This window comes from Dietzia sp. B32, assembly GCF_024732245.1.
GTDB lineage: Bacteria > Actinomycetota > Actinomycetes > Mycobacteriales > Mycobacteriaceae > Dietzia.
In genome coordinates this window covers 1,597,689-1,616,385 of record NZ_CP093845.1, presented here as the reverse complement: position 1 = coordinate 1,616,385, position 18,697 = coordinate 1,597,689, and the positions used below count along the sequence as shown (strand labels likewise).

General features: G+C 70.0%; 18 protein-coding genes and 1 pseudogene. 10 read left to right on the top strand and 9 right to left on the bottom strand.

Annotated features, from left to right (window positions below; genetic code table 11):
• The first annotated feature begins 222 nt into the window (after positions 1-222).
• The 5 genes from L8M95_RS07740 (at position 223) to L8M95_RS07720 (ending at position 5,179) form a co-directional block, all read left to right on the top strand.
• Complete coding sequence (locus tag L8M95_RS07740; RefSeq protein WP_260488899.1) at positions 223-1,122, top strand: hypothetical protein; 900 nt, start codon at positions 223-225, stop codon at positions 1,120-1,122.
• A gap of 115 nt (positions 1,123-1,237) precedes the next feature.
• Positions 1,238-2,506, top strand: coding sequence for a formate-dependent phosphoribosylglycinamide formyltransferase (purT, locus tag L8M95_RS07735; protein WP_260488898.1), 1,269 nt, complete (start codon positions 1,238-1,240; stop codon positions 2,504-2,506).
• Positions 2,507-2,547: 41 nt separating this feature from the next.
• Positions 2,548-3,114 (top strand): DUF1648 domain-containing protein, encoded by a 567-nt coding sequence (locus tag L8M95_RS07730; protein WP_260488897.1) that lies wholly within the window; start codon positions 2,548-2,550, stop codon positions 3,112-3,114.
• Between the two features lie 147 nt (positions 3,115-3,261).
• Positions 3,262-3,699, top strand: coding sequence for a hypothetical protein (locus L8M95_RS07725; RefSeq protein ID WP_260488896.1), 438 nt, complete (start codon positions 3,262-3,264; stop codon positions 3,697-3,699).
• Entirely contained in the window at positions 3,677-5,179 is a 1,503-nt protein-coding gene (locus L8M95_RS07720) for an alpha/beta hydrolase family protein (protein WP_260488895.1), read from the top strand. Before L8M95_RS07725 ends, L8M95_RS07720 begins: the two co-directional genes overlap by 23 nt.
• 200 nt (positions 5,180-5,379) lie before the next feature.
• Here the strand turns inward: L8M95_RS07720 and L8M95_RS07715 are convergent, their stop codons facing one another.
• Positions 5,380-6,849, bottom strand: a complete 1,470-nt coding sequence (locus L8M95_RS07715) for an FAD-dependent oxidoreductase (protein ID WP_260488894.1) — start codon at positions 6,847-6,849, stop codon at positions 5,380-5,382.
• 80 nt (positions 6,850-6,929) lie between these two features.
• On the opposite strand from L8M95_RS07715, the gene L8M95_RS07710 reads away from it, so the two are divergent.
• From L8M95_RS07710 to L8M95_RS07700, 3 genes and pseudogenes are all read left to right on the top strand, one after another.
• A complete protein-coding gene (locus L8M95_RS07710) occupies positions 6,930-7,346 on the top strand; it encodes a rhodanese-like domain-containing protein (protein ID WP_260488893.1) in 417 nt (138 codons plus the stop codon).
• 30 nt (positions 7,347-7,376) lie between these two features.
• Positions 7,377-8,666, top strand: a pseudogene (locus tag L8M95_RS07705) (O-succinylhomoserine sulfhydrylase); the annotation flags it as partial.
• A gap of 17 nt (positions 8,667-8,683) precedes the next feature.
• Positions 8,684-9,835: a hypothetical protein gene (locus tag L8M95_RS07700; protein WP_260488892.1), complete on the top strand. Its 1,152-nt coding sequence runs from the start codon at positions 8,684-8,686 to the stop codon at positions 9,833-9,835.
• Positions 9,836-9,913: 78 nt separating this feature from the next.
• Here the strand turns inward: L8M95_RS07700 and L8M95_RS07695 are convergent, their stop codons facing one another.
• The 8 genes from L8M95_RS07695 to L8M95_RS07660 all read right to left on the bottom strand — a co-directional run bounded on the left by L8M95_RS07695 (position 9,914) and on the right by L8M95_RS07660 (position 16,337).
• Complete coding sequence (locus L8M95_RS07695) at positions 9,914-10,543, bottom strand: hypothetical protein (RefSeq protein ID WP_260488891.1); 630 nt, start codon at positions 10,541-10,543, stop codon at positions 9,914-9,916.
• 186 nt (positions 10,544-10,729) lie between these two features.
• Positions 10,730-11,941, bottom strand: coding sequence for a hypothetical protein (locus L8M95_RS07690; protein ID WP_260488890.1), 1,212 nt, complete (start codon positions 11,939-11,941; stop codon positions 10,730-10,732).
• Positions 11,934-12,506 carry a signal peptidase I gene (locus tag L8M95_RS07685; protein WP_260489193.1) on the bottom strand — a complete coding sequence of 191 codons (573 nt, stop codon included), beginning with the start codon at positions 12,504-12,506 and terminating at the stop codon, positions 11,934-11,936. Before L8M95_RS07685 ends, L8M95_RS07690 begins: the two co-directional genes overlap by 8 nt.
• An 8-nt stretch (positions 12,507-12,514) precedes the next feature.
• Complete coding sequence (locus tag L8M95_RS07680; protein ID WP_260488889.1) at positions 12,515-12,994, bottom strand: hypothetical protein; 480 nt, start codon at positions 12,992-12,994, stop codon at positions 12,515-12,517.
• Between the two features lie 109 nt (positions 12,995-13,103).
• Entirely contained in the window at positions 13,104-13,766 is a 663-nt protein-coding gene (locus tag L8M95_RS07675; protein ID WP_260488888.1) for a signal peptidase I, read from the bottom strand.
• A 5-nt stretch (positions 13,767-13,771) separates the two neighbouring features.
• Positions 13,772-14,323 (bottom strand): hypothetical protein, encoded by a 552-nt coding sequence (locus L8M95_RS07670; protein WP_260488887.1) that lies wholly within the window; start codon positions 14,321-14,323, stop codon positions 13,772-13,774.
• 9 nt (positions 14,324-14,332) lie between these two features.
• Positions 14,333-14,896 carry an alternate-type signal peptide domain-containing protein gene (locus tag L8M95_RS07665; RefSeq protein ID WP_260488886.1) on the bottom strand — a complete coding sequence of 188 codons (564 nt, stop codon included), beginning with the start codon at positions 14,894-14,896 and terminating at the stop codon, positions 14,333-14,335.
• Positions 14,897-15,035: 139 nt separating this feature from the next.
• Positions 15,036-16,337 (bottom strand): Ig-like domain-containing protein, encoded by a 1,302-nt coding sequence (locus L8M95_RS07660; RefSeq protein ID WP_260488885.1) that lies wholly within the window; start codon positions 16,335-16,337, stop codon positions 15,036-15,038.
• 699 nt (positions 16,338-17,036) lie between these two features.
• On the opposite strand from L8M95_RS07660, the gene fgd reads away from it, so the two are divergent.
• Both fgd and L8M95_RS07650 read left to right on the top strand, forming a co-directional pair.
• A complete protein-coding gene (gene fgd / locus L8M95_RS07655) occupies positions 17,037-18,056 on the top strand; it encodes a glucose-6-phosphate dehydrogenase (coenzyme-F420) (RefSeq protein WP_260488884.1) in 1,020 nt (339 codons plus the stop codon).
• Entirely contained in the window at positions 18,053-18,691 is a 639-nt protein-coding gene (locus tag L8M95_RS07650) for a suppressor of fused domain protein (protein WP_260488883.1), read from the top strand. Before fgd ends, L8M95_RS07650 begins: the two co-directional genes overlap by 4 nt.
• Positions 18,692-18,697 lie beyond the last annotated feature (6 nt).

The window sequence follows — 18,697 nt, the reverse complement described above, 5'->3', positions numbered from 1 at the left end:
CACATCGCGATGCCCGCCGCATGTCCGAATGGGACGCAAGTGCTTTGAGTGACAGTCGAGGATGAATAAGGTTAATAAGAAGTTATCTACCATAAAGTTTCCACAGCTCACGCGATGTGGGGATGTGACCCATGTAACACTCCGCTCAGGCGTCTCCCAGACGTCGGCACGTGTCACCGCGGTCCTCGAAGTGGTGACTTTCCCTCACTGCAAGGAGATCTCATGTTCGCTCGAAATCGGATACTTGCCGGAGCCTCGGCCGTGGCCCTGGCCGCCGGGGCCAGCCTCGCCGGCGCCGGCATCGCCTCCGCCCAGGACGATGAGGAGTCGACGGGCTCGCTGGGCAGTAGCTCGATCGATCTCGGAGAGATCGCCGGTGATCTCGAGACCGCTGGCGAGGCCCTCAGTGGACCCGTCACGGTCGCGCCGAATGAGGAGGGTGGCCCGACTGTCACCTATACCAACGAGTCGGATGCCGACCAGCGCTGCCTGGGGGCCACCGCCCCGTACTCGACGATCGAAGACAACGACCTCGAGACCGACTACCCGGAGGGCGACCTCGCGGCTGGCATCGCGCTCATCACTGCCATCGAGGCCGGCGGTGGGCTGACCCACCTCCTCGCCGACGACGAGGGGGCTCCGGCAGTGGAGCTCGACGATCCCGTGGTCGAGAACAACGTCGTTCAGAACGTTCTCCCGTTCGTATTCGGTCAGCCGGGCCGCTCTGTCCTGGTCGAGGCCGGGGCGGATGTCAGCTGGACCGCGTTGTCGCCGGAGACCCCGGCGGTCGGCATCGTCCTCTGTGTCCCCGTGAACGAGGACGGCACGCTCGGAGGGTTGGAGACCAACTTCGGTATCGACCCGCAGGTCGTCGCGGACCAGATCAACGGCAGGATCCCCGGAGGTTCTGTGGAGCCCGTCTCCGCCGGATCCATTTCCGGCGGCAGTGTCGCGACGGGTGCGAACCTCCTCGGCTCGCTCGCCGCGGCCAGCTCGGAGGACGAGCCCGCCGATGGGGAGGAGGCCGACGCCGGCAGCGCGGCCGCGAGCTCGGGCGCCAGTGAGGGCGGAAGCGGCGGGGATGACACCGGCGAGCTCCCGCCGCTCGAGCCGGTGGAGTGATCTCGGCTCAGTTCGCCAGGTTACAGCCCGGGCCCCGGCACCACACGGTGCCGGGGCCCGGGCGTTCGTTCGGCCCGGACAGGATCGTCACCGCAGGCCTACTAGCCTGTGTGCCATGACCGCCGCTCACGATCCCCTCGCCCCGCCCGCCGTGGACCGCTTCGGCACACCGGGCACGCCGACCGCGACCCGCGTGATGCTGCTCGGCTCGGGGGAGCTGGGCAAGGAGGTGACCATCGCGCTGCAGCGGCTGGGGGTCGAGGTCATCGCGGTCGACCGCTACGACGGAGCCCCGGCCCACCAGGTCGCGCACCGGTCGCACACCATCGACATGACCGACGCCGACGAGGTACGCCGGGTCGTCGAGCTGGAGAAGCCGGAGGTGATCCTGCCGGAGATCGAAGCCATCGCGACGGCCGCGCTCGCGCAGATCGAGGAGGATGGTCTCGCCCGCGTCGTGCCCACCGCCCGCGCGGTGCGTCTGACGATGGACCGCGAGGGCATCCGGCGCCTCGCCGCCGAGGAACTGGGCCTGCCCACGAGCCGCTACGCGTTCGCGTCCTCGTTGGAGGAACTGCAGGAGGCGTGCTCCCGGATCGGGTTCCCGTGCCTGGTCAAGCCCACCATGTCGTCGTCGGGTAAGGGACAGTCGTCCCTCCACGGTCCCGAGGACGTGGAACGTGCCTGGCAGTACGCGCAGTCCGGCGCGCGGGTCGCTGGCGCGCGCGTGATCGTGGAGTCGTTCGTGGACTTCGAGTACGAGATCACCTTGCTCACCGTCCGGAGCGTCGACCCGGAGACTGGGCAGATCCGCACCGATTTCTGCGAGCCGATCGGCCACCGCCAGGAGCGCGGCGACTACGTGGAGTCCTGGCAGCCGCAGCCCATGACCCAGGACGCCTACGACTCGGCGCGGTCGGTCGCGGCGCGGGTGACGGGCGCGCTCGGCGGGGTCGGCGTGTTCGGCGTGGAGTTGTTCGTCAAGGGCGTCGACGTCTACTTCTCCGAGGTCAGCCCCCGCCCCCACGACACCGGCCTGGTGACGCTGCGCAGCCAGGTGCTCAGCGAGTTCGAGATGCACGCGCGCGCCGTCCTCGGCCTGCCGGTGGTCACCACCATGGCGAGTCCGGGCGCGTCCGCGGTGATCTACGGCGGCGCGGGAATCGCCGAGGGCGGCGCGGCGGACAGCGGGACCGTCGAGGGCGTCGGCTTCGCCGGGGTCGCCCGCGCGCTCGCCGTGCCGGAGTCCGATGTCCGCCTGTTCGGCAAGCCGTCCGCCAGCCGGTTCCGCCGGATGGGCGTGGCCGTGGCGACCGCCGAGGACGTGGACCTCGCCCGCGACCGGGCGCGCGAGGCCGCGTCGTGCGTGACGGTGGTGAGGTAGGTGCCGCCGGTCACCGCGAGGTGGTGGGAAGGCTCCGCCCGATGACGACGACGAGGTCCGCCGCTGACGACGCCCGCGATCTGCCGAAGGAGCCGACCGCGCCGTGGATCCTGGCGCTGTCGGCGGCGGTGATCCTGGTGTGGCTCGGTGTGCTGGCCTGGCAGGTGGCCGCTCTGCCGGAGCGGGTGCCGACGCATTTCGGTGCCGGCGGCGAGGCCGACGGCTGGTCGAGCAGGAACGGCGCGCTCGCCTTCTCGGCGTTCCTGCCGTTGCTGGTGGTTCTGCCGATTCCGCTCATGTCGAGGCTGGTGGTGTCGGCTCCCGAGTTCATCAACGCCCCCAACAAGGAGTGGTGGACGGCCTCCGGAGCCCGGCTGCGCAGGTTCGAGAGGCTGGTGCGGGAGGACCTGTGGCTCATCACCGTGATGACGCTCGCCCTACTGGTGGCGGGGCAGGTGGGCATCGTGGTCGCCGCGCAGTCCGGTGCCGACCGGATGCCGGGGTGGGCGCTGCCGGGCGCTCTGATGGTGTTCCTCGTCGGGCTGGCGGCGGTACTCGCGCGGATGCTGGTCGGTGGACGGTACGCCGACCAGCCCGACCTCGACTGACCGGCTCGCGACGCCCTGCTCGGAGTCCCCTGTGGATGGTCGTCGACCCCATCCACAGGGCCTCGTTCCGGGCCCGTCCGTGACGGACTCCGCCCCTAGCGTGACCTTCGAACGGCGCGGACATCCGGGCCGGAGGGGAGCGGGGCGATGGCAGGGCAGGACGGACGACCGGGGTCAGGGGGCGCGGTGCCCGCCGCGGAGGCTGAGGCGGTAGAGGCGGCTGAGGCGGATGAGGCGGCTGTGGCGGGGCCGCTGGGGGCGGTTCTGCTGGCGTTCGAGCAGGTGGCCGTGACGGCCGAGGCCGCGCGGGTCCGCGAGGCGGGCGCGGACACGGCCGACAGTGCGGCTGGCCTGGTGGCGGCACTCGAGGAGGCGTCCGCGGCGGCTGCCGGAATGGGGGCCGGGGCGCGGACGACGCTGCTCACCGGTCCCGCGCTGGCCGAATGCGCGGCTCTGCTCGCCCGGCGGGCCCGGGAGCACGAGGCGGAGAGCCGGCGGATCGCCCAGGCGATGGTCCGGGCCGCCGGACTCCTCGTGGAGGCGGATGAGGAGGTGGCCCGCAGTGTCGCCGGGGCAACGGGCTGAGGCGCTGGTCGTGGCGCTCGACCACGCCGAATCGAGGGCTGCGGCGGTGGGTCGGCGAATCGCGGAGTCCGCCGAGGACCTGGAGACCGTCGCCCGCAGGATCGGCGGCGCGGCGGGTGGTAGCGCTGTCGGTGGTGGCGCTGTCGGTGATGCCGGAGCGGTGGGTGGCGGGTGGTCCGGTCAGGCGGGTGCGCGGGCACGCAGCCGCGTGGGTGACGCGGCCGCGGAGGCGAGGATGCTCTCGGGCAACTGTCTCTACCTGGCGGATGTGCTGCGGGCCGAGGGCTCCCGGTTGGCGCGGACGGTGATCAACTGGAGCGACGATGAACTCGCGACGCCCGGCGCGGGAGACTCCACCGCCGTAGAGGAGGCAGACCGCGGCCTCGCCGTGCGCCTGCGGGAGGCCGCCGAGCACCTCGCAGGCCACGTGGACCCCGCGTCCAGGCCGTGCATCGACCTGTCGGGGTCGACCGACGACGATCCGCGAGCGGTCGCAGGCCTGTGGCACGCGCTGGGGCCGGCCGACCGGGCCCGGCTGGCCCGCGATCACCCGGACCTGGGCTCGGTGGACGGACTGTCGTCGGCAACGCGGGACGCGATCAACCGGACCCGGTTGCGCCGCATGCTCGACGCGGCGGACAGCGGCGGAGGCGGGGCCGACCTCGGCGGCGTCGCGCCGGCGCTGGCCGCTCTTACCGCGTACCTCGAGGCCGATCCGCGGCGGCACCTGCTCGACCTGCGCCCGGACGGCCGCGCGGTGGTCGCGAGCGCCGACCCCGACACCGCGGACCGGGTGGTCACGCTCATCCCGGGGACGGGGTCCTCGGTGGAGACGCTCGGCCGTACCGGAGAACGGGCGGAGGCGGTGTGCGAGGCGGCCGGCCCGGGAACCGGGGCGACGGTCTCGACGACGGATGCGCCGGTCGAGTCGTGCGTCGCGGTGTCGTGGCAGGGCTACGACGCGCCCGCGGACGTCGCCACCGCCGGGACTGCGACGGCACCCGCGCGAGCGCATGCCGCGGACCTGCGGACGTTCGCGGCGGGCCTGGACGCGGTCGAGCGCATGGACGGCGACGACTCCCCACACGCCGCCGTCGGGTACAGCTACGGTTCGGCGGTCCTCGGGGCGGCCGCCGCGGACCCGCGCGGGGTGGCGGTCGACCGGATGATCCACGTCGGCAGCCCCGGCGCGGGTGTCGGGTCGATCGCCGAGCAGTGGGTGGACGAGGCCGGGACCGCGCGCCCGGCGGGGGAGGGCGAGGTGGTCGGCGTCGCCTCCCGCTGGGATCCGGTGCCGTGGTGGTCGGTCACCGGCGTGCTGGGCGAACGGCCGGGAACGGACGAGTTCGGAGGCCTCGCGGTGGACGTCACCGAACCGGGCGCTGGTGCGGGGTCGGTGCGCGACGCCCACTCCCGCTACTTCGACCCGGGCACGGTGTCGCTGGCCGAGATCGGCCGACTTATCGCCGAGACCGACTGACCCCGGTAATGACAGATCCCCGCATCCCCGACACCGTCTGCGCCCCGCATCGACCGGCCCGGCCGGAAAAACCGACCCCCCGCAGAATTCGCTACCCCGTCTCCGGATCCGCTACCCGGATTCGGGTAGCGGATCGGGAATTCGAGTAGCGGATTCATCCGGGGCTGGCGGTGGAGCGGATCCGACAGGGGAGGGAAGGGTCAGCGGGCGGAGGAGCGCGCGGTGCGGGCGATCTCGAGCATCTCCGCCCGGCCCGGCAGCTTGGTGCGCTCGCGGCCCGCCGCCTCGCCGAGGCCGCGCTCGTGGGCGTCGATCTCCAGCCAGGCGTCGCCGTCGACGAGGTCCACGCCGCGGTCGGTGAGCAAGTCGCGCACGGCGTGCGGGTCCGGCTCGGCGGGTTCGGGCAGCGTGCCGGACTCGAGCTCGGTGGCCAGCTGCCCGACCGTCTCCACGGCGCAGGAGCGATTGGTGCCGATCACGCCGGAGGGGCCGCGCTTGACCCAGCCGGCGGTGAACAGGCCTGGGAGGTGCCGGCCGCCCGGGGAGTCCAGGACGCGGCCGGAGTCGTTGGGGATGGTCGCGGAATCCGCGTCGAAAGGCACGCCCTCCAGGGCGGCGGAGCGGTACCCGACGGCCCGGTAGACCGCCTCGACCTGCAGGTCCTCCGTGCGCCCGCTGGTGCGTACGCGCCCGCCGGCGCCCTCGGGTCCGGGGACGGGCTCGGTCAGCTCCAGGCGCAGCCCGGACACCCGGCCGTCGGAACCCAGGATCTCGACCGGGGACCGGTGGAAGCGGAACCGCACCACCCGCTCGCCGGCCGCGAGGGCTGCGGCCTCGGCCTCATCCGCCGTCTCCAGACCGGCCTCTCGCTGCGCCCCGGCCCATTTCTCGAGTTGCGTGCACACCTGCCCGACCCGGCGATCGGTGTCCCGGAGAGTGCGCGCCTCGTCGTCGTCGTACTCCAGGTCGGCCGGGTCCACCACCACGGTGACGCCCTCCACCTTGGCCATCTCCCGCAGCTCGAGTGGGGTGAACTTGGCGTGGACGGGGCCGCGGCGGCCGATCACCGACACCACCCGGGTCGTGTTGGTGCCGAACCCGGTGCGGACGTGCTCGGGGATGTCGGTGGGCTCGAGCTGCTCGGGGCTGCGCACCAGCATGCGCGCCACGTCGAGCGCGACGTTACCCACGCCCACCACGGCCGCCCGCTCGGCGGACAGCGCCCACTCCGGGTGGGAATCGGGGTGGCCGTCGTACCAGGTGACGAACTCGGCGGCCCCGTACGAGCCCTCCAGGTCCTCGCCCGGGATGCCGAGCCGACGGTCCGAGAGTGCACCGGTGGAGAAGACGATCGCGTGGTAGAAGCGGTGCACGTCGTCCAGGGTGAGGTCGCGGCCGAACTCGACGTTGCCGAGGAACCGGATGCGCGGATCGGCGGCGATCCCCTCCAGCGTGCGGGCGATGCCCTTGATCCGGGGGTGATCGGGGGCCACGCCGTGGCGCAGCAGACCGTAGGGCACGGGCAGCCGGTCGATCAGGTCCACCACGATGCCGCGCCCGGACGGATCGCGGTTGTCGCTCCAGTCCAACAGGGCCTCGCTGGCGTACACACCCGCCGGGCCGGAGCCCACGACAGCCACACGGAACGGGTTCTCTGTGACGGACGTCATGTCCGCGATCGTCGCACAGAACGGCGACCGGGGTACCTCGACCCCGCCGATCAGCGGTCGGGGGAGCATAATCGACACCCATGAGCGACTACGCCGGGGACCTCTCGCCCAGCCAGGCCTGGGATCTGCTCGCCTCCGATCCCGACGCCGTGCTGGTCGACGTCCGGACGAGCGCCGAATGGCAGTGGGTCGGCGGCGCCGATCTGTCGGAGCTGGGCAAGCGCACGCTGGGCATCGAGTGGATGACCTCGGCGGGCCAGCCCAACGAGCGGTTCGTCGAGCACCTCGGCGAGGCCGGCGTCGACACGCAGGCCCCGGTGTTGTTCCTGTGCCGCAGTGGTGGCCGGTCGGCCGCCGCCGCGAGCCTGGCCACCGCCGCCGGATACCGCACCGCCTACAACGTGGCCGAGGGGTTCGAGGGCGACCCGGACGCCGCCGGACACCGCGGCACAGTCAACGGCTGGAAGGTCGCGGGTCTGGCCTGGCGCCAGTCCTGACCCGTACGCCCTGCACGCTCCAACGCCCCCCGCCCCGCCGCCCAACGGCCCCACCCACGCACCACACACAAGAAAGCAGCGATGAGAAACAACGAGCTCCCCGACGGTCTCCACCCCGACACCCTGGGGGTCCGGGCCGGGCAGATGCGCACCGGCTTCGAGGAGACCACCGAGCCGATGTTCCTCAACTCCGGCTACGTCTACTCCTCCGCCGAGGCGGCCGAGGCCTCGTTCAACGGCGATCTCAAGCGATTCGTCTACTCCCGCTACGGCAACCCCACGGTCGCGATGTTCCAGGAGCGCCTGCGGCAGATCGAGGGCGCCGAGGCGTGCTTCGCCACCTCCTCCGGCATGTCCGCGGTGTTCGTCGCACTGGCCGCCCTGTGCGGCAACGGCTCCCGACTGGTGGCCTCGCGCGCGCTGTTCGGCTCCTGTTACGTCATCTGCGCGGAGATCCTGCCGCGCTGGGGCGTGGAGACGGTGTTCGTCGACGGCGCCGACCTCGACCAGTGGCGCGAGGCGCTCAGCGAGCCCACCGACGCGGTGTTCTTCGAGACCCCCTCCAACCCCATGCAGGAGCTGGTCGACGTCCGCGCGGTGTGCAACCTCGCCCACGCCGCCGGCGCGCAGGTCGTGGTGGACAACGTCTTCGCCACCGTCCTGCACCAGAAGCCGCTCGAGCTGGGCGCGGACATCGTCGTCTACTCCACCACCAAGCACATCGACGGCCAGGGCCGCGTCCTCGGCGGCGCCGTGCTGGGCACCGAGGAGTACATCTCCGGGCCGGTGCAGAACCTCATGCGTCACGCCGGGTTCGGGATGAGCGCGTTCAACGCGTGGGTCCTGCTCAAGGGGCTGGAGACCATGAGCCTGCGGGTGGAGCGGATGAGTGCCAACGCGTTGGAGGTGGCGCGGTTCCTGGAATCCCACTCGGCCGTGGACTGGGTGACGTACCCGATGCTCGAGTCGCACCCCCAGTACGAGCTGGCGCGGGCACAGATGTCCGGCGGCGGGTCGGTGGTGACGTTCGGGTTGAAGTACGACGCCGACGGTGGTGACGGTGGCCGGGACGACGACGACAAGGGCGGCCGCGGCAAGAAGGAGTGCTTCTCCCTGCTCAACTCGTTGGAGGTCATCGACATCTCCAACAACCTGGGCGACGCAAAGACTCTGGTGACCCATCCCGCGACCACGACCCACGCGTCCATGGAGCCCGAGGCCCGCGCCGCGGTGGGCATCGGCGACAACGTGGTCCGCCTGTCCGTGGGGCTGGAGTTCGCCGGAGACCTGATTGAGGACCTGCGACGCGGCCTGGGATGACGGTCTAGATTGGCCGTATGGATGATCGGGGTGAACATTCCCGGACCCGGGTGGCGGTGCTTCCCGCCGCCCATCCCGCGGTTCGCCGGATCACCGGCCTGGACGGCGCCCGGCACGTAGAGCTGGTGCCCGTCCGGCCCGGGGTGGTGAACGGGCAGACCCCGCCCGAGGCGGTGACCCCCGCGGAGTTCGATCCCGGCCACGAGGCGTCGGGAGAGATCCAGCGCGACGGCGACCCGCTGGCCGGCGTCGACCTGGCGCACGTGCACTTCGGTTACGACTACCTCGAGCCGGAGAGCGTGGACGGGGTGGTGGAGCACCTGTCGCGGGCCGAGGTGCCGATGGTGCTCACCGTCCACGACATCGTCTACCCGTCCCACGAGGACGAACTCCCGCACCGCGACCACACCGGCACGCTGGTCGAGGCCGCCGCTGCCGTGGTCACGCTGACCGAGGTGGCGGCGCACGAACTGTGGGTGCGGTGGGGCGTCGAGCCGGTGGTCGTGCCGCACCCGCGGCTACTGGACGAGGACGAGGTCTCCTCCGCCATCCGCGCCGGCAAGCACCTGCGCGGTCCCGGCGATCCGGTGGTGGTGGGGGTGTTGCTGGAGCGGATGGGCGAGAACATCGACGGCCCGGAGCTGCTGGACCAGCTGGCGCCCGTCGCCCACGGGCGGCGGGGCGCGCACCTGCGGATCGTCGTGGAGGCGCAGGCGTGGCGCGATGCGTGCGGCGAGGACCGCGAGGCCGGCGGGCACCATCTGGTGGCGGAGCTGGCGGCCGAGGGCGGCTGGGAGTCGGTGCGGTTGGTGAGGTACGAGTCGCTGGACCTGGCGCCGTTGCTGCCCGAGTTCGCCGCGCTCGACGTGTGCGTGTTGCCGTACCGGTTCGCCACCCATTCCACCTGGTTGGAGTTGTGCCGCGATCTGGGCGTGTCGCCGGTGTTCCCGGCGGTGGGGTTCCTGCGGGAGCAGTGGTTCGACCGTTGCGATCCGGGTGATCATTCCGGGGAGATCTACGATCCCCGCGATCCGTCCGCGGTGGCGGTGGCGGTGCGGGCGGCGTTGGAGAATCCCCGGGCCGTCCCGCCGCGGGTCGCGGGCGCTGATCCGACGAGTGTCATCGCGGCCCATGCGCGGATCTACGACGAGGCCGCCGGGCGCCGCTGAGCGTCCGGGGTCGGGCCGGCGCGCGGTGGGGTGGTGGCTGCGCTCGGCCGGGCCGGGCTGGGGGCTGCGCCGGGCCGGCTAGGAATCGGCGTCGCCGCGGGCGATGTCGACCGGCCAGGCCAGCGTGAGCATCGAGTCGGTGGCCGGGGCGGCCGCGTCCATGCTCAGCTCGAGACACACGGTGACCGGGGATCCGGGCGTGGTGCGGGTGGCGCCGGGCAGGACCAGCGGTTCGTCGACCGTCGGCGCGTCGAGTGGCACCGGGCGGTCACTGTCGCCGGCGAGGATGCTGGGCGAGTCGAGATCGAACGCCGGCGCGGCGCACGCTCCGCCGCGGGCCGAGACGGCCCGGACCCGTACATGGGACGCGGTCTCGGGGTCTCCCTCGACGAGGGCGCCCTCGCCGATGTCGACGTGGGCGTCGGACCGGGAGTCGACGGTGGTCCGCAGGGTCAGCGGCTGGTAGGCGGAACGGTTGCGCAGGCCGGCCGTGTCCACGCGGACGGGGAAGTGGCCGCCGTAGGACGAGATGGGGGCGGTCCAGGTGGTGCCGAAGTCGGTGGACGCCTGGACTGACCAGGTGGAGCTGCGCAGTTCCGATTCGCGCTCGTCGTTTCCGCGGTCCTGGACGATGACGGTCGCTCCGAGGGTGCAGGCTGAGGCGGCACCGAGGGCCACCAGTGCGGTGGCCGCGTGCCTGATCCTCATGACGCCTCCGAAAGCCTGCTTGCACGGAGGCCGTCCCAGATAAGAGTTCTGGGCGCGGGCGGTACTCGCGGTGACTTCCGATCTACAGAGAATATGGTCGGCGCCGTGTGAGTCGTTACACCGCATCCCGGTGAGTGGGGGATCCCGTTCTGCGAGGCCCCGCCGGGGTGCCGTTCGCCGGTCATGTCAGCGGATGTACACGACCGCGCCGGTCGTGCCGTTGATGGCGGCCCAGCGCCACCCGTCGGAGTCCGGGTCGGTCGAGGTGAAGGTGGTCCAGTCCCCGCTGGGCTGGCGGCCGTCGTTGATCCACGTCTCCAGCGCAGGCAGGGCCGTGCGGGTCCCGGTGGGGACGGTGTCACCGGGGACGACGACGACAAGGTCTTCCCCGCCGACCTCGACAGTCCCGACATCTTCGATCCGGGCCGCGGGAGAAAGGGGCGCGGGCTCGTCGGGGATCACGATCGCGGGGGCCGCCGATGTCGAGGTGGTCACCTGCGTGGCCGGCGGGGTGGTGGTCGCTGGAGTGGGGCGACTTGCTGGAGAGCGCTTAGGCGAGGCGTTAATCGACGCAGTCGGGAAAGTAGACGAAGTTGAATTGTCGCGCTGCCCGGTTGAAACCGTGGTTGTCGGCGACGGCGACTTAGTTGAACGGGCAAGCGACTCGGAAACGCTGGCAGCTGGACTTGTTGTTGGCTGCGCGGCATCTATTGGGTCTTCTGGGTAGGGCGACTTCTCGGCCGAGAGATCACCGGCCAGTTCGCTAGGCGTTGGCTTGCCGGCGAGCGAAACGAATTCGTCATGCTTGGCCTCGTTAGTAAAATCTGCGGGGATATTTCCGGGGGGGCCATTTCCGCTACGTTGCTGGGCCCCGTCGGTAGTACAGCGGTAAATCAAAAGGCTCGAGTGGCTAAAATACCAACCGATCCAATTGTCGGATTCTTCGCCGGCTGGATTCACTGAGTAAATCTTGGCTGTGAAATGCCAGCCACTTGTATTCGAGCCCAACTGGTCGTTGGTCAAACGGTCGAATGTAACCCAATCGTCTGGGTAGGGGAATTGCCCCTGCGGGGACCAACTATAAGGGCCATTGGAACCCAGTCGCCGAACGTCTCCGTTGTCCTGGACGATATACATCCTGTAGCGCTGCTCGGGTCGCTTCTTCTTCACCGCAAATCGAATACCCGCCCAGTTCAAATTCTCGTAGTTATTGCAGGTAATTTCATCCGGCCTCGGCAATAGATCGCTTGCCGTCGCCAAGTTCTGCGAGGTCGCATTGGCGCTGTCGGTGAGCGCGGCGGTGGTCATGGTCGCCTGGGGGAGCCCGATGAACCCCAGGCAGAGGCTGGCCGCGACAATGGCGGCAAGGATCTTGGGTCGTTTCACTGACTCACGCATCTGAGGGCTCCTGTGTTGTGCTCTCGTCCGAAGGTTCGCCCGGCCTGGCCGGACCGAACGCCACCATGATCAAGATCCCGGCCAACAGTCCGGCGAGGAAGACCATGGTCGTGCTCGACATCCACGCGGCCACGAACCCCAGCGCCGGTAGATGGAAGAACACCCGCTTGGCCTCGGTGATCGTGTACGGGGCGGGGTCTTCCACCGGGTTGGCGTCGCCTTTGAGCGTGACGCTCACCGCGCCTCCGCCACCGTCGGCGACCGACATGACACGGTGAGTAATCGACTCCCCGCGGTCATCGGCGACCGTGATGATGTCACCGACCCGGATCTCAGACCCGGGGACGGACTTCGCGAATGCCAGGGAGCCGGTCGTGATCTCGGGTGCCATGGAGCCGGAGCGGAATACCAGCGGGCTCACCCCCAGGGACGCGGAGAGCGCAGCGAAGAGGATGCACACGACCCCCGCGAGGGCGCCTACGTTGAGCGCGGCACTCACCAGCGCCCCGCGACGGTGCCCGGTTGTGGCGCCGGCCTTGGGGGCGGCATCGACCGCACCATGCATTCCCACGATCACCCCACCGCCGTGAATTGCAGGATGACTCTTACGGCCTTGTTCGAGGCGGACTTGGTTATCGCATTGGAGACCTGCGCCTCAAAGCAGAGGGTCTCGGTGGTGGAGGACGTGGTCAGTGTGCGCGGGGTGGAGATGAAGGCCTGGGCGGTGCCGACCGTCAGTGTCTTGGATGCGCCGGCGATAGCCGATCCGCCGTTGCACTTGTTTGACGCAACGTTCCCACCCGCATACGCGGTGACGGTGATGAACGGAGCGAGAACCGCTTCTCCTGAGGCGTTGAGCGTCGCCGTGTAGGTGAAGTCCACTCCGCCCTTATTCTGCACCGGCAGCGTCGCGGCCCGGGTGTCGCCCGGCATCAAGCCGGTCCCGCCGAGGGTCCACGTCGTGTAGGACTTCGTGTCGTTCACCTGCAGATCGATGTTCGCTACGCTGAACGCGCCAGTCGTCATGGTCGCGTTGTCGACCCAGTACGCCATGGTCCCGACCGCGCCCAACCCGAAGACCATCCCCAGGGATGCCACCGCTCGGATACGGGTCCACGCGGACTCAGGGCAGCGGTGGCCGCGCCCGGACCTGTGGTTGCTGCTACTCATCGCCGGCTCCTTCCCGCCCATCACGTGTGCCCTCTCCCTTGTCGAGTTCCGCCCGAGCGGCCCGCTTCTCGCGGGATCCATCTCGGAGACCACCGCCGATCATCAACACCGCGTAGACGATCAGTCCCCCGGCCACGATGGTGATCGCGACCGCGCGACTTTCTCCGGTGAGCAGCACGTTCAGCCTGCCGAGTTGGGGCACGGAGTACCACATCACACCGCGGACCTGCTCGGGCAGCAGAGCCCAGTCATCGGGCGTGTTGTTGGCATCACCCTGGGTGTAGAGACGCATGCGGCCGACGCCGTCGTAGAAGATCCCGGTGATGCGGTGGGTGACCACGGCGGGGTTGCCGGAATACGGTTGGAAGGTGATCACGTCGTCCGTGCGCAGCTCGTGGGCGGGCGTGGGTCTGACCACGACGAGCGCGCCCGGCGAGATCTCCGGTTCCATCGACCCGGTGAGCACGGTGTACGCCTGGGCGCCGGTGGCTCGCGGGACCACCACCATGACGACCAATATGAACCCGAACACCAGGAGGAGCAGCCATCCGCCGATGGTTCGGAGCCACCACAGGACTGTGGTGGTCCCGTCTCCGCCGGCGGGTGGCGCACCGGCCCCACGGTGCGCGCTGCTGCTGGTGTCCTGCTCGGTCATCGCCATCACCGGTTTACTAGAGCCCGGAACGTGAAGGTGGCCTTACCGGACTGGCCCGCCGCGGCACCGGCCCCTAGCGAGGCCACCAGGCACAGGAACTCCGAGCCGGCGGCGGCGACCGGACGATCGGTCGACGTCGAGGCGCCGCTCATCGGGCCGTTGTACACGTTTCCTCCGGTTGTTGCGGTGGTGCAGGCACCTGCGTTGGCCACCGAGGTGATGACGAGGGTGAGCGGCGGCGCGGTCGTCGCCGGAGCCTGCGGCGCCACGGTCACGGACTGGATTCCGTACTTCATCGGCACGTTGCCGGAGTTGAACACTTGAAGGGGCTTGGCCACGGCGCTGGAGCTTCCCATGTTGACCAGGCCGAAATCTGCCAACGTGTACGCCGCGTTGCCGGAGGCTCCGGATGAGATGTCGAGCCTGCCGGCGGACAAGTTCGCTCCGCTGCTGGCGGGCGCGGACGCCCGCCAGGCGGCGCCGGTCGCCATCACGGAGGAGAACCCCAGTGTGACGACCGACGCCCCCACGAGCGCCCACGTGATGTGGGACTTCACAGAGTCGCCTTACGGAGCCAGCGTCGGGGCGGTCTGCTTGAGGACGACGCCGACGTTCGAGATCGACACCTTGCCGTCCATGCCGGCCTGATTACCGACGGTGATGTTCGGGTCGAAGACCACGGTGGTGGCCACCGTGATGGTCTCGCCGGTGTCGGTCTCATCGAGGTCGGCGAGGTCAGCGCCTCCCGACACGGTCTGGGCCGAGGTGACGGTCAGCTCGTCGGCGAGTCCGGCGGGCACAGGGGCGTCGGCGTCTGTGGCGGTAGCGGTTCCGGTGAGGGTTGCCGCAGCCGTGAGGTTGGTGCCCTTGATGTCGAGGGCGTAGTTCGCGACGTAGACGACGGTGTCGCCCGGGACGATGGTCTGGCCCGTAGTGAGCACATCTCCGGTGGCGGTGCCCCAGTGCCACGCGCCCGTTCCGGTCTGCGTGATCTTGAGGTGGCCCGCGTCGATGGTGGTGGCATTCGGGGCGGTCACGCTCGCGGTCCACGCCGCGTACGTTCCGGCGCCACCGGCAAGGAGGACGGCGGCCGCGCCAGCGGCGAGTGCGCCCTTGGTCGTCTTCTTCATTGAGATTCCTTAGTGCTGGACGCCGCGGTCGCGGTGTCGAGGGGGTTCACGGCCGCGGCGCGGTCTCGTGCGTACGGCTGCGTCCGCAACCGCTCGGAACCCGGGTTGCTGACCCGAGAACCGAAGTCCTGTGTGGTGCTCATCCGGGATTCACCCGGACGGTGGGACCACCGAGGTGGATCAGGCGGTCCATGGAGGTGGCGCTACCGAGGCTGGCGGAGCTGGCGGCCGAGTCGGATCCGAGACGGGGGGGAGGGTTTCCGCCCTCGCCGGTCGGGGCGGGTCCCGACCCCCCCTGGCCGGTCGGGCCCAGTCCCAGTGCGTGCCCGGAGAGGATGCCGGTGCTGGACGAGCCGCTCTGAACGGCGCCGCCCGAGCCGGGTCCGACTTGGCCCGAGCCTCCCGCCGACTCGCCGGAGTTCGCGCCTCCCGAGCCGGGCGCGCTCCCGAGCGGGTTGCCCGCTGGGCTGTTCCCGGAGCCGCTCCCAGACCGAGATTCGCCCTGGCCGCCCTGGCCGCCCTGGCCGCCCTGGCCGCCCTGGCCGCCCTGGCTGCCCTGGCTGCTCCCGTGTGCGCTGCCGCCGGCCCCGCCCGCCGGTGGCCGCTCGTCCTCGGTGGATCCCAGGCTTCCGTGGCTGCCGGCAGACCCGAGGCTGCCGAGCGAACTCAGGCTGCCGAGGCCGCCGAGCGAACCCCAGGCGAACAAGCCGCCCAGCGATCCCCAACCCCAACCGGTGTCTCGGACGGTCACAGCGAGGGGTTGGGCCGGATCCGACGTGCCCACCTGGTTGGTCGCGGTGGCAGAAATTACGTGGTTTCCGCGCGTCAGCCGCCCCGCGTCGCAGGTGAACGTGCCCGCGCCGGTGGCCGTGGTGGTGCAGCGGACCACTCCGTCAACGGTCACTTCCACTGTCGACCCTGGTTCCGCCGTCCCGGTGACCGTCACGCTGTGATCGGTGGTGGGGGACTGAGGCTGAGCAGAGAGGCCGGACGGGGCGTCGGGGACGGAACTCGGAGCCGCCTTCCCAAGGGCGAAAGCCCACCCTGGGGTGATCGAGAAACTCTGGATGGTCTCGGCCGCCGGGATGCCGATATACAGCTTCACGGGGATCGCCAGGTTCCGAGGTGCCTGCGTCTCGCCGATCAGGACCCCCCACTCGTCCTCGCGTGACGGGCCGGCGAGCGGCACCGCCTCTCCCGCGGGCCCGGACAGATCGGCCCGCCATGTCCCCCTTGCCCCGTCGGAGACATCCCACATGCCGGCGTACACGCGGAGGGTGGCAGCGACGTTGCAGATGTTGCGGGCCAGGAACTCCCCCTGGAGGTACTCGCCTCCCGGAGCGGGAACAAACGAGTCGTCCAGCGTGATCTCGTTGACGGTTCCCCAGATGGTTCCCCCGTTCTGAGAGAACTGGAGGCAGTTGTTGTCAAGATTCGACATCAGTCCGGGGTCCGGAAGCCCGCGCGCAACGCCAGTGACAGCAGCGACCACTACGCCCACCAGGGCTAACGATCCGACCTTTCGCGGGATTGATGACGGAGCAGAAGTCAGCTGCACGAGATTGCCCAGCCAATTTGTCCTGGGGAATGGTCGGTTTCAGAGTCTCGTGGAGCCGAAGTGAGACCCCGGGATCTCGACAGATAGGAGGTAAGGGGCAAGAGTCGACCCGCCGAGAGGTGGCACGGCGACACACCCTCGACCATCGTTGGCAAAGGCATGTGGGCGATCAACCCGGTGGCGTCCATGTGCGCCCTGCCTTTCCGAGGGGACCACGCGACGATCCCGGGGGGTGGGATGTGTCGGCCTCGTACGGGGATGGGACTTGATCGACACCGGGACACTGCGGTGGCCCGCCGCACACATTACGAAAAAGTTACCGTTGATGCAACCATGAACTTGGGTTTATTCTCCCAGCGCAATGCACCGATCGGTCGCTCGGTACGCGCTTGTTAGGTGCCGTCAATATTAGTGTTGACTTGGATTTGGAGTGTGCTCCGCCATTTACGGAGGTCAGCGCGGTGCAAGGGGGAGCCGCTGTCAACCCGTGCACCCCCAACCTGGCTCGCTGGCATACTCGGCCCCGTGCCCCGCGCGCGCCAGAGGTGAATCTGGTCACATGCCTACCTGCAGGAGAAGCCGATGCCCGAGACCCCGTCCCTGAAGCTCGGTTACAAGGCGTCGGCCGAGCAGTTCGGTCCGCGTGATCTGGTGGAGTTCGCCGTGATGGCGGAGCAGGCGGGGATGGATTCGGCGACGGTGTCGGATCATTTCCAGCCCTGGCGCCACGACGGCGGCCACGCGCCGTTCTCGTTGGCGTGGATGACGGCGGTGGGCGAGCGCACCGAGCGGCTGCAACTCGGCACCTCGGTCCTGACGCCGACGTTTCGCTACAACCCCGCCGTGCTCGCCCAGGCGTTCGCCACCATGGCGTGCCTCTACCCGGGCCGCGTCTTCCTGGGGGTGGGCACCGGCGAGGCGCTCAACGAGATCGCCACCGGTCATCAGGGCGAGTGGCCGGAGTTCAAGGAGCGGTTCGCGCGCCTGCGCGAGTCGGTCCGGCTGATGCGCGAGTTGTGGACCGGCGAAACGACCAGCTTCGAGGGTGACTACTACTCGACCAAGGATGCGTTCCTCTACGACGTTCCCGAGGGCGGGGTGCCTGTCTATGTGGCGGCGGGCGGCCCGGTGGTGGCCAAGTACGCCGGCCGCGTCGGTGACGGCTTCATCTGCACCTCCGGCAAGGGGATGGAGCTCTACACCGACAAGTTGCTTCCGGCCGTGGAGGAGGGAGCGCAGATCAATGGGCGGGACTCGGCGCAGATCGACCGAATGATCGAGATCAAGATCTCCTACGACCCCGACCCGGCCGCCGCGCTGGAGAACTGCCGCTTCTGGGCCCCGCTGTCCCTGACCCCGGAGCAGAAGCATTCGGTGGATTCGCCGCGCGAGATGGAGCGGCTCGCGGATGAGCTGCCGATCGAGCAGGTCGCCAAGCGCTGGATCGTCGCCTCGGACCCCGACGACGCCGTCGAGCAGGTCAAGAAGTACGTCGACGCGGGCCTCAACCATCTGGTCTTCCACGCGCCCGGACACGACCAGAAACGCTTCCTCGACCTGTTCACATCCGACCTCGAACCGCGACTGCGAGCCCTTGCATGAGTAACGAGAACAACCTCCCCGGCCCGGACACGGCCGATCTCTCCGGCCTCGAGGGCATCCTCGGCCACAAGGAATCGGTCCGCGTCCTGCGCTATCCGCACGAGACCGAGCCGGATGAAGAGGGTCAGACCACGGAGTGGCATTGCGACATCGTCGTCGTCGACGACGTTCCCGCGCCCGGCTTCTCCACCTACGCCACCGTGGGCGCCCGCGAGCTCCCCACCAACGTCACCACGCCCGAGGGGCGACAGATCCGCTCCGAGTTCGTCACCGTCGGCCGCACCGGCCACCGCGCCATGGCCGACGTCCTGGACGCGTGCGCGCTCGCCGTGGCCACCGGTTCCATCCACGTGGCGCCCGGCGCGGTGATCCCCAACGCGGTCGGCCTGGTCGATCCCGGCCGCAAGTGCGAGCACCTGGTCCTCACGCCGCCGTTCCTGTGGCCCGACCTGCAGGTCGTCGACGAGACCGGCGGCCCCGACGGCACCGGACCCCTGCTCACGCGGCTGCAGGCCGTGCCGATCACCACCGCGGAGATGTCGGCCATCGGCCGCGACGGCGCCGACGCCCTGTTCGAGCGGCTCGACACCGCCGACGCCGATGTGACCAACCCGGACCGCCCGAGCGTGGTGTGAGTGGGG

What these genes read in the sequence shown, in the direction of transcription:
- L8M95_RS07730 (WP_260488897.1), top strand. Translation starts at nt 2,548, where the DNA reads ATGACGACGACGAGGTCCGCCGCTGACGACGCCCGCGATCTGCCGAAG.
- L8M95_RS07685 (WP_260489193.1), bottom strand. Translation starts at nt 12,506, where the DNA reads ATGCATGGTGCGGTCGATGCCGCCCCCAAGGCCGGCGCCACAACCGGG.
- fgd (WP_260488884.1), top strand. Translation starts at nt 17,037, where the DNA reads ATGCCCGAGACCCCGTCCCTGAAGCTCGGTTACAAGGCGTCGGCCGAG.
- L8M95_RS07695 (WP_260488891.1), bottom strand. Translation starts at nt 10,543, where the DNA reads ATGAGGATCAGGCACGCGGCCACCGCACTGGTGGCCCTCGGTGCCGCC.
- L8M95_RS07725 (WP_260488896.1), top strand. Translation starts at nt 3,262, where the DNA reads ATGGCAGGGCAGGACGGACGACCGGGGTCAGGGGGCGCGGTGCCCGCC.
- L8M95_RS07740 (WP_260488899.1), top strand. Translation starts at nt 223, where the DNA reads ATGTTCGCTCGAAATCGGATACTTGCCGGAGCCTCGGCCGTGGCCCTG.
- L8M95_RS07665 (WP_260488886.1), bottom strand. Translation starts at nt 14,896, where the DNA reads ATGAAGAAGACGACCAAGGGCGCACTCGCCGCTGGCGCGGCCGCCGTC.
- L8M95_RS07650 (WP_260488883.1), top strand. Translation starts at nt 18,053, where the DNA reads ATGAGTAACGAGAACAACCTCCCCGGCCCGGACACGGCCGATCTCTCC.
- L8M95_RS07660 (WP_260488885.1), bottom strand. Translation starts at nt 16,337, where the DNA reads ATGTCGAATCTTGACAACAACTGCCTCCAGTTCTCTCAGAACGGGGGA.
- L8M95_RS07680 (WP_260488889.1), bottom strand. Translation starts at nt 12,994, where the DNA reads ATGGCGTACTGGGTCGACAACGCGACCATGACGACTGGCGCGTTCAGC.
- L8M95_RS07690 (WP_260488890.1), bottom strand. Translation starts at nt 11,941, where the DNA reads ATGCGTGAGTCAGTGAAACGACCCAAGATCCTTGCCGCCATTGTCGCG.
- L8M95_RS07710 (WP_260488893.1), top strand. Translation starts at nt 6,930, where the DNA reads ATGAGCGACTACGCCGGGGACCTCTCGCCCAGCCAGGCCTGGGATCTG.
- L8M95_RS07675 (WP_260488888.1), bottom strand. Translation starts at nt 13,766, where the DNA reads ATGACCGAGCAGGACACCAGCAGCAGCGCGCACCGTGGGGCCGGTGCG.
- purT (WP_260488898.1), top strand. Translation starts at nt 1,238, where the DNA reads ATGACCGCCGCTCACGATCCCCTCGCCCCGCCCGCCGTGGACCGCTTC.
- L8M95_RS07715 (WP_260488894.1), bottom strand. Translation starts at nt 6,849, where the DNA reads ATGACGTCCGTCACAGAGAACCCGTTCCGTGTGGCTGTCGTGGGCTCC.
- L8M95_RS07700 (WP_260488892.1), top strand. Translation starts at nt 8,684, where the DNA reads ATGGATGATCGGGGTGAACATTCCCGGACCCGGGTGGCGGTGCTTCCC.